At 64.1% G+C, this 9,213-nt stretch carries 10 protein-coding genes; 5 read left to right on the plus strand and 5 right to left on the minus strand.

Features of this window, described 5'->3' with window-relative positions:
• A partial coding sequence (locus QZ079_RS05635; protein ID WP_297036178.1) for an ABC transporter ATP-binding protein occupies positions 1 to 1,624 on the plus strand: 1,624 nt, incomplete at its 5' end.
• Positions 1,608 to 2,399 carry an energy-coupling factor transporter transmembrane protein EcfT gene (locus tag QZ079_RS05640; protein ID WP_297036182.1) on the plus strand — a complete coding sequence of 264 codons (792 nt, stop codon included), beginning with the start codon at positions 1,608 to 1,610 and terminating at the stop codon, positions 2,397 to 2,399. The genes QZ079_RS05635 and QZ079_RS05640, both read left to right, overlap by 17 nt.
• Positions 2,400 to 2,504: 105 nt before the next feature.
• Here QZ079_RS05640 and QZ079_RS05645 read toward each other — a convergent pair whose 3' ends face one another.
• From QZ079_RS05645 to dnaK, 4 genes are all read right to left on the minus strand, one after another.
• Positions 2,505 to 2,915 (minus strand): heat shock protein transcriptional repressor HspR, encoded by a 411-nt coding sequence (locus QZ079_RS05645; RefSeq protein ID WP_297036184.1) that lies wholly within the window; start codon positions 2,913 to 2,915, stop codon positions 2,505 to 2,507.
• 61 nt (positions 2,916 to 2,976) lie between these two features.
• Positions 2,977 to 3,948 (minus strand): J domain-containing protein, encoded by a 972-nt coding sequence (locus tag QZ079_RS05650; protein ID WP_297036187.1) that lies wholly within the window; start codon positions 3,946 to 3,948, stop codon positions 2,977 to 2,979.
• A gap of 132 nt (positions 3,949 to 4,080) precedes the next feature.
• Positions 4,081 to 4,977, minus strand: a complete 897-nt coding sequence (locus tag QZ079_RS05655) for a nucleotide exchange factor GrpE (RefSeq protein ID WP_297036190.1) — start codon at positions 4,975 to 4,977, stop codon at positions 4,081 to 4,083.
• Between the two features lie 2 nt (positions 4,978 to 4,979).
• Positions 4,980 to 6,881, minus strand: a complete 1,902-nt coding sequence (dnaK, locus tag QZ079_RS05660; protein WP_297036193.1) for a molecular chaperone DnaK — start codon at positions 6,879 to 6,881, stop codon at positions 4,980 to 4,982.
• Positions 6,882 to 7,349: 468 nt separating this feature from the next.
• Between dnaK and QZ079_RS05665 the strand changes: the two genes are divergently transcribed.
• Positions 7,350 to 7,535, plus strand: a complete 186-nt coding sequence (locus tag QZ079_RS05665; protein WP_291288227.1) for a DUF362 domain-containing protein — start codon at positions 7,350 to 7,352, stop codon at positions 7,533 to 7,535.
• 156 nt (positions 7,536 to 7,691) lie between these two features.
• On the opposite strand, the gene QZ079_RS05670 is transcribed toward QZ079_RS05665, so the two are convergent.
• A complete protein-coding gene (locus tag QZ079_RS05670) occupies positions 7,692 to 8,279 on the minus strand; it encodes a hypothetical protein (protein ID WP_297036197.1) in 588 nt (195 codons plus the stop codon).
• Between the two features lie 240 nt (positions 8,280 to 8,519).
• Between QZ079_RS05670 and trxA the strand changes: the two genes are divergently transcribed.
• Together trxA and QZ079_RS05680 are read left to right on the plus strand one after the other, a co-directional pair.
• Positions 8,520 to 8,840 carry a thioredoxin gene (trxA, locus tag QZ079_RS05675; protein WP_297036200.1) on the plus strand — a complete coding sequence of 107 codons (321 nt, stop codon included), beginning with the start codon at positions 8,520 to 8,522 and terminating at the stop codon, positions 8,838 to 8,840.
• A gap of 87 nt (positions 8,841 to 8,927) precedes the next feature.
• On the plus strand, positions 8,928 to 9,176 hold the full coding sequence (locus tag QZ079_RS05680) for a hypothetical protein (protein ID WP_297036203.1): 249 nt from the start codon (positions 8,928 to 8,930) through the stop codon (positions 9,174 to 9,176).
• Positions 9,177 to 9,213: the final 37 nt, after the last annotated feature.

Consider the following 9,213-nt stretch of genomic DNA (forward strand, 5'->3'; position numbering starts at 1 on the left):
CCTCGGCTTGGATATCGACGGCGACCCCGAGCAAGCGCTTGAGATCCGCCGGCGCGCGGCGATGGTCTTTCAATATCCCGACGATCAGATGGTAACGAGCATTGTCGCCGACGACGTCGCCTTTGGCCCGGAAAACCTCGGTGTGCCGTCAGATGAGATCGCGCGCCGCGTCGACTCCGCACTCGAAGCGGTGGGCATGACGGAGTTTGCCCAGGCAGACCCCGCCGCTCTCTCCGGCGGACAGCGCCAGCGCGTGGCCATCGCGGGCGCGCTCGCCATGGAGCCCGAGATGCTCATCTTGGACGAACCCGCGGCGATGCTCGATGCACATGGCCGCCAAGCAATCCAACACGTGCTGCACGGGCTTTCCGAACGCGGCATCACGATCGTCCACATCACGCACTTCATGGACGACGCCCTGGACGCGGATCGCGCCATCGTGCTTGGCGAGGGTACGGTCGTGCTCGATGGTACGCCTGCCGAGGTCTTCGCGCAGCGAGCTGCCATCCGAGCCCTCGGCCTCGAGCTGCCGTTCGCGCTGCACCTCGAGGATGCGGTCGCAGGCACAGCGCCGGATGCCGATGAAGCCGCGTTCGCGCCTGGGGTCAACTCCACGTCACATTCGGGCAGAACAAGGCAGGTGTTCTTGCAACCCGGCCCCATCATCGACCGTGTCCTGCCCGAATTTCCCGAACACAGTGGACGGCAACTAGCCAAGGAGCGCTCCGCCATCGCATTTGAGCACGTTTCATTCTCCTACGCGGACACCGAGCATCCCCACCGGCGCACCGGCCTACTCGCACGCCTGGGCGTGCACCCGCGCCGCCGCATGCCGCGCGCTGCGGACACTCTGCGCGGCGTCTCCTTCACCGTGCCGACGGGTTCGCTCACCGCGCTCATCGGCAGCACCGGATCGGGAAAGTCGACCACGGCAGAGCTCGCCTGCGCGCTCAAGCTGCCCAACACCGGCACCGTGCGCATAGACGGCATCGACAGCGCAGACGGCACGCGACGCGATGATCTCCGCGCCCGGGTGGGCTACGTCGCGCAACTCCCCGAACGCCAGCTCTTCGCCGAAACCGTCTTCGACGACATCGCATTCGGCCCGCGCAACCTCGGTCTTTCGGCTGAAGAAGTCGAGCAGCGCGTTTCCGGCGCGCTCGATGCCGTCGACCTCTCCCATGCCCCCGACCTTCTCGAACGCTCACCGTTCGCGCTTTCCGGCGGGCAACGCCGTGCCGTCGCCATCGCCGGCGTGCTCGCTATGCAGCCCACCGTACTCGTGCTCGATGAGCCCATGGCGGGTCTCGACCCCCAGGCTCGCCGTCGCATGCGGGCGCTCATGCTCGCGCTCAAAGAAGCCGGGACAACGCTTTTCGTCATCACGCACGATATGGACGATGTTGCCGAACTTGCCGACCACGTCGTCGCCCTCGACCACGGGGTGGTGGTTGCCGAAGGAACCCCGCGTACGGTGTTCGGCATCGACGAGGCGCTCTTGCCCGGCGTGCCGAGCGCGCTTGCCGCAGCGCGCCTCCTGCGCGCGCAAGGTAAGCTCGTCGAAGGCGACCCACTCACCCTCAGCGAACTCGCCGAGGAGGTGCGCCGTGTCTCAACGTGTTAGCATCGGCCGGTACTATTCCGTCGCATCGCCCATCCACGCGCTCGACCCGCGCACGAAGATCGTCGTCGCGACCGCATTCATGGTGAGCTGCCTTGCCGTGACAGACGCCATGGGGCTCATGCTTGCTGGCACTTTCGTGCTCGCTGCCATCGCTCTTGCGCGCGTGCCGATAGACAGCGTAATCGCGCAGCTTCGCCCCGTCACGTTCTTCCTTGTCGTGACGTCGCTTTTCAACCTGTTCTTCGTGCGCACGGGGAACGAGCTTCTCGCCGTGGGCGCGCTGCGCATCACCACTGGCGGCGTGGAGGCAGCGATACTCTATACCCTGCGCTTCCTCTTCCTGTTGCTTATGGGATCGCTGCTCATGCTCACCACACAGCCGATGGCGCTCACGGATGCCGCCGAACGGCTCCTCACACCGCTCGCGCGCTTGGGTGTGCCAGTGAGCGAGGGGATGCTCGTGCTCTCGATCGCCCTGCGCTTCGTGCCCACGCTCGGCGAGGACGCGCGCGCTATCGCGAATGCCCAGATTGCGCGCGGCGCCAAGCTCGAGGGAGGGCGCTTTCGCGACCGCATCTCCGCGTTCATTCCGCTCGCGGTGCCGCTCTTCTCCGCCGCGGTGCGCCACGCCGACCGCCTCGCCTGCGCTATGGAAGCGCGCTGCTACACGGGCGGCACCGGCCGCACCCACTATCGCGAGCTGCGCTTCCACCGCCGCGACGCCATTGCTGCGGTGGCTTTCGTCCTCTACCTGGTTGCGCTCATCGCTTTGTAGAATCACCTTGGCGACTCATCTGGGCAACACTTTGGGGACGGGTACGTTTGTGTCGTTTTCATCACAAACGTACCCGTCCCCAAAGTGACGCGCACGGCAACGTGATTAAATCCCGCCGCCGAGCAACCCGCGGAGCACCTGCTCGGGGTCGGCCGATCCGCCACGCGGCACGAGCGCCGTAATCTTCTTCTGCAGCTTGTACTCTGCTACCTGGTCTTCCAGCTCGCGCACGCGCACACGCAGCCGCTCGTTCTCGCGCTCGCGCTCCTCGGCGCGCTCCTTCATGTCGAGGATGCGCACCACGCCCGCAAGGTTGATGCCCTCGTCGGTTAGCTGGTTGATAAGCTCGAGCCGCTCAATGTCCGCCCGCGAATACAGGCGCGTGTTACCTCCCGAGCGCTTGGGATTCACCAAACCCTTCGACTCGTAGACGCGCAGGGTCTGCGGGTGCATGCCCGTGAGCTCCGCTGCCACGGAAATCATATACAGCGGCTTGTTGCGTTCGTCTTCGGCCATGGTGAACCCCAACCTTCGTTATCTTCCTGAGCGCATGGTTCCGCCACGCGCCCCTCTGCGCCTACGCGCTCGCCTTCGCCTGAGCCCGATATCGATCGATCTTCTCGCGGTAGCTGCGCGTATCCGATGCCATGAGCTTCTCGAACGCAGCGCGCTCCTCGTCGCCCAACCGCTCCGGCGTGCGCACCTCAATGGTCACGAGCAGCGCACCCGTGCGCCCGCGATGCTTCACGTCGGGCACGCCCATCTCCTTGAAGCGGAACGTCCTGCCCGTCTGCGTTCCGGCGGGAACACGCAACCGCACCGTCTTGCCAGCCGGCGTGGGAACGTCGATCTGGCAACCGAGCGCCGCTTCATACACCGAAATGGGCAGCTTGAGCGTCACATCGGCGCCCTTGCGCCCGAAGATGGGATGGTCGAGCACGTGTGTCGTGACGAGCAGGTCGCCGCGCGGGCCGCCGTTTACGCCGTATTCGCCGCGCTCCTTGAAGCGGAGCTGTCCGCCATCCACCGCACCTGCGGGAACCTTCACATTGATCGTCTGCCGCTCGTTCGACGACGCGATACGATACGTCACCTTTTGCGTGGTGCCATGGAATGCGTCCTCGGCGCTCACGTCGATGGTGAGCGACAAGTCACCGCCCTTACGCGGCCGGTTCGCCGCACGGCCTCCCATACCGCCGAAGCCCTGTGCAAAGCCACCGAAACCGCTCCCGCTGCCAGCTCCGCCCCCGGCACCACCGAAGATGGAGCTGAACAGATCGCTCATGTCGAAACCCGCGCCACCGCCGGTGCCAGCGTACGCTCCACCCGCACCCGGGATGCCCCCGAACATGAGCAGCTGGTCGTACTCCTTGCGTTTCTTCTCATCGGAAAGCGTCTCGTATGCTTCGCTGATCTCCTTGAATTTCTGCTCATCACCACCCGCATCTGGGTGGTACTTCTGCGCGAGCTTGCGAAACGCTGTTTTGATCTCTTTGTCGGAGGCGTCGCGCGACACGCCCAAGACATCGTAGAAATTCTTTTGCGCCATAACGCCTGCCTCCCTTCCTCTTGGAGCCTTGGACGCCGTTGCATCCCAGACCCGTCTCGAATGTCATAGCCTTTGGGGACCGTCCCCAATGTTAGAACGGGGCTTCGAAGGTATCCCGAAGCCCCGTAACCGTTACTCTTCCGTGCCTTCGGCCTGCGCCTCGGAGGCATCCGCTTCAGAAGCGGTACCCTCCTCCGTCGCAACCTCGGGCTCGGGTGCGGGGCGCTTTTCGCCTCCGCACGTCACCGTGACCATCGCCGAGCGCAGGATGCGGTCGGCCATGCGGTAGCCCTTCTGGTACACGTCGTTCACCGTCTCGTCATACTGATCCGGATCCTCGACACGACCCACCGCCTGGTGCTCGAGCGGGTTGAATGCCTCGCCCTTCGGGTCGATCGGCTCGACGCCCTCATGCGCGAACACGTCGAGCATCTTGGTGTGCACCGCATCAACGCCGTCGATGAACTGCGAGAACGTCTCGTCCAGCTCCTGCGAGCGAGCATGTGCGATCGCACGCTCCATATCGTCGAGCACAGGCAGCAGCGCGGTCACGAGCTTCTCGGTCGCGCGGCTCTGCTCGGCCAGGCGCTCGGCGGCGGTGCGACGGCGGTAATTCTCCCAATCCGCTTGCAAACGCTGCGCGCGTTCGTTCGCCTCGCGAACCTTGGCATCGGCGCCCTCGGCAGTCTCCTCGGCCTCAGCAAGCTGCTTGCGCACCTCGGCGAGCTCCTCCTGCGCCTGCTCGTACTTGAGCTTGAAATCGTTCTCCGCGGCTTCCTCGCCAGCGCGAATCGCCGCCTCGATCATCTCTTCCTCGGTCATGGCCTGCTCGGCGGCCGCCTGCTCGGGCGTATCGTCGTGCGTGGCCTCGACGACCTCCTCGCCGACGGGCTCTTCGACAACCTGCTCGTCGTCGATGACGTTGCCGTTCTCGTCCACGGCCTCTACTGGAATCTTCACGTCCCTCTCCTTGGAGTCATCGGGGGCGGCAGCCGCTGCCGCCCCGGTGCGAGCTTCACGAGCGGACATGATTACTTGTCCTGATCGTCGTCGACAACCTCGTACTCGGCATCGACCACGTCGTCATCGGCACCAGCTGCCGCGCTGCCCTCGGTGGCTTGCTGCGCGTCGGCGTAGACCATCTGCGCGAGCTTGTAGGCGACCTCCTGAAGCTTGTCGCCGGCGCTCTTGATGGCGTCGACATCCGTGCCCTCGAGCGCCTTCTTAGCATCTGCGATCGCGGCCTCGGCCTCGGCCTTCACGTCGCCGGGTACCTTGTCGCCCAGTTCGTTCAGGGTCTGCTCGGTGGAGTAGGCGAGGCTATCGGTCTGGTTGCGAACCTCGACCTCCTCCTTCTGGCGCTTGTCCTCCTCGGCGTGCGCCTCGGCGTCCTTCACCATGCGGTCGACTTCCTCGTCGGAAAGCGCGGTGGAGCCGGAAATGGTGATCTCTTGGCTCTTGCCGGTGGCCTTATCCCTCGCGGAGACCTTCACGATGCCGTTGGCGTCGATGTCGAACGTAACCTCGATCTGCGGCACACCGCGGCGGGCAGCCGGGATGCCGGTGAGCTGGAACTTGCCGAGGCTCTTGTTGTCGCGCGCAAGCTCGCGCTCACCCTGCAGGACGTTGATCTCGACGGACGTCTGGTTATCGGCGGCGGTGGAATAGATCTCTGTCTTGGACGTCGGGATTGTGGTGTTGCGGTCGATCATCTTCGTCATGATACCGCCCATGGTCTCAACGCCAAGCGACAGCGGGGTCACGTCGAGCAGCAGGATGTCGCTGCCCACCGTGGAGTCGCCGCCCAGGATGGCGCCCTGAATGGACGCGCCGCAGGCCACGACCTCGTCCGGGTTCACGGACATGTTCGGCTGCTTACCGGTCATGTTCTTCACGAGCTCCTGAACAGCGGGCATACGGGTCGAGCCGCCCACGAGGATGACCTCGGTGAGGTCGGAGAGCTTGAGGTTCGCGTCGCGGAGCGCGTTCGTCACCGGGGCCTTGCAGCGCTCGAGCAGGTCGTGCGTGATGCGCTCGAACTCAGCGCGGCTGAGGTCGTAGTTGAGGTGCTTCGGGCCGGTCGCGTCGGCGGTGATGAACGGCAAGTTGATGGTCGTCTGCTGCGCGGCGGAGAGCTCCTTCTTGGCGTTCTCGGCGGCGTCCTTCAGGCGCTGCAGAGCCATGGGATCCTGGCGCAGGTCGATGCCGTTATCGGACTGGAACTTATCGGCCATCCAGTCGATGACGCGCTGATCCCAGTCGTCGCCGCCCAGGTGGTTGTCGCCGTTGGTGGCGAGCACCTCGAAGACGCCGTCGGCGAGGTCGAGGATCGAGACGTCGAACGTGCCGCCGCCCAGGTCGAAGACGAGGATGCGCTGATCCGTGCCGCCCTTGTCGAAGCCGTAGGCCAGCGCGGCGGCCGTGGGCTCGTTCACGATGCGCTTGACGTTGAGGCCGGCGATCTTGCCGGCGTCCTTGGTGGCCTGACGCTGGGAGTCATTGAAGTACGCAGGCACGGTGATGACGGCCTCCGTAACAGGCTCGCCGAGGTACTTCTCGGCGTCGGTCTTCATCTTCTGCAGGATCATGGCGCTGATCTGCTCGGGCGTATAGTCCTTGCCATCGATCTCGGCGACGGCGCGGCCGCCCTGGCCTTCCTTGACCATGTACGGGACGGTCTTGATCTCGGAGGAAACCTCGGAGTACTTGCGACCCATGAAACGCTTGATGGAGAACACGGTGTTCTTGGGGTTGGTGACAGCCTGGTTCTTAGCGGCCTTGCCCACCACGCGATCGCCGTCGGAGCGGAAGCCCACCACGGACGGGGTGGTGCGGTCGCCCTCGGCGTTCACGATGATCGTAGGCGTGCCGCCTTCGAAAACGGCCATGGCCGAGTTGGTCGTGCCCAGGTCGATACCGAGAATCTTGCTCATGGTTAATCCCTTCCTTTGAGCCGAGCGAGCTGTGGCCAGCCGCCACGGCTCTTCCGGGCTGCTGCGGTTGCCGCAGCCCTTTTGTTCGTTCGGTCTTATAGTATCCCGTTTTCATGCGACCTATACCGCGCGATTCAGAAAATCTAAGTCAACACATATAAGATTTTCTAGTTGACGTAACTACAGGTATGTTGCCGCCGAGCGCCAGCGCATTGGAGTGCGCCCCATGCCACACGCCTTCGTTGCTAAAAAATGCCGAAACCGTCACAAAGGTAACGATTTGATGCCCTTCGGAGCGGTTTCTGCATTTTTTAGCATGGAAGCAAAAACGTTAGCCTTGTCTAACTCGGCGAACGGTAGAAAAAGGCCCCAAACGAGACTTGCAAATGAGCGCGCACGGGGTATATTGAAGCCACAAGTTCCGGGGCACCGCTAATCGGCTCCGGGCAAATCAAGAGGAGGATTACTATGGCTCATCCCGTTATTGAAGCCGACGAGTGCATCGCTTGCGGCGTCTGCGTCGACGACTGCCCCCAGGGCGTTCTGGAGCTCCAGGACGTCGCCACCGTGGTGGACGAGGACTCCTGCATTGGTTGCGGCGTGTGCCTCGACAGCTGCCCGTCTGGCGCGATCACCGAGATCGCTGAGGACTAGCGTCTAAGGTACCACCCTCTCGGGTACGAAAAGGGCTCCTTCGGGAGCCCTTTTTTGTTGCGGCGCGACCCGCAAAAGCGATAACAGCAGCCTGGCCCGATGCCTCCAAGCCGAATGCTTTCAGTTGAAAACCCACCCCGACGCTCGGCCGCGACATTAGAGCGGCGACCCAAGCGGAGGCAGCTGCTTGAGGTACGCCCACATGCGCTGCTTCGCATCCGCGCTCGCAAGCGCCGCCTCGAAGCCGCCGAGCGCAAGCACCCGCCTGCCCAGCACGCGCGCCACAAGCCCGCTCTCGAGCATCGCGACATTGAACTGCTCCACCTCCGCGAGCTCCTCGGCATACGCCTCGCGCATCATGGCAGACGCCGCATCATCGAGCAGCACGACCGCCTCGGGGTCGAGCGCCTCGAGCGCCCAACGGAACAACTCCGGCGGCAGCGGATCGCCCGGAGCGTAGGTTGCCGCCACGCCCTCTTCGCATGCACCGGCGACCGACGCGAGCGCGCAGAAATCTTCCGGCGCATACCCCAAGCGCTCGAGCGCCGCGCGCAGCGCCGTGCCGTCCCCACCGGAAAGCAGCCGCGAACCGCCGCGCTCGGCATCGTTGAGCTCACCTTTTACGAGGACGATCGGCGAGAAGGCATTTCCGCAGACGCACACCCCCCGCTTCTCGAGCCCCGCGAGCTCGAGACGCTTCATCTCGAACAGGGCGTTTCGTTTCTCCGCACTCGTCACCGCCATGCGCATTCTCCTTATCTGCGTCGTCCCCATCATTGTACGCTGCGGCAGACGTGTCCGACACGGCATGCGCCGAAGCGATAAACCGTTCGCGCGATGTGCTGCAAGAGAGCACAGCAACTGGGTATAACGTGACCGACTTTGATGAACCGCACCCGGAACGCACGGCGCAGCACGCGGAAACCGCCCGTCTCATGCCGGCTTCGTATTCCGGGTGCACACCGAACGTTCCAAGGAGGAACCATGGCAGCGATTACCGAGGTCAACGCCAACAATTTCGACAGCTTGCTCCAGGAGCAGCTCCCCGTCCTCGTCGATTTCTGGGCACCGTGGTGCGGCCCGTGTCGCATGGTCTCGCCCATCGTTGACCAGATCGCCGATGAGCTCGCCGGCCGTCTCGTCGTCGCGAAGTGCAACGTCGACGAGAACCAGGACATCGCCATGCGCTACGGCGTCATGTCCATCCCCACGCTCGTGATCTTGAAGGGCGGTGCGGAGGCCAACCGCATCGTCGGCGCGATGCCGAAACCCAAGCTCCTCGAAGAGATCGAGAAGGCGCTGTAACCACGCCTTGACACCCCGATACGTAGTACACTAGAGCCTCGGATACCCGGGGCTCTTTGCTCTTCGCATCGTTCGAAGGAGAACGGCATGCACGACGTAGGCATGAACATGAGCCAGCTCGCGATGAGCATGCGGCAAATCGACGACACCATCGCGCTCGCGCGCACCTGGTGCCACGACCTGTACCATGCGACCGAGTCCTTCGGCATGGAGCGCACCGAGGAAAAGCTCGCCGCCGCCATGAAGGCGCTCGACGAGGCGCGCGCCGTGCTCGAGAGCTACGAGGAAGCCATCGAGGCGGATCATAACGCCGTCGGCACCGTGCGGCTGGTGTAGCCCATGAACAAGCGCGCATGCCCGGGCGAGGTCGCCC

The organism is uncultured Enorma sp., from assembly GCA_905210055.1.
Classification (GTDB): Bacteria; Actinomycetota; Coriobacteriia; order Coriobacteriales; family Coriobacteriaceae; genus Enorma.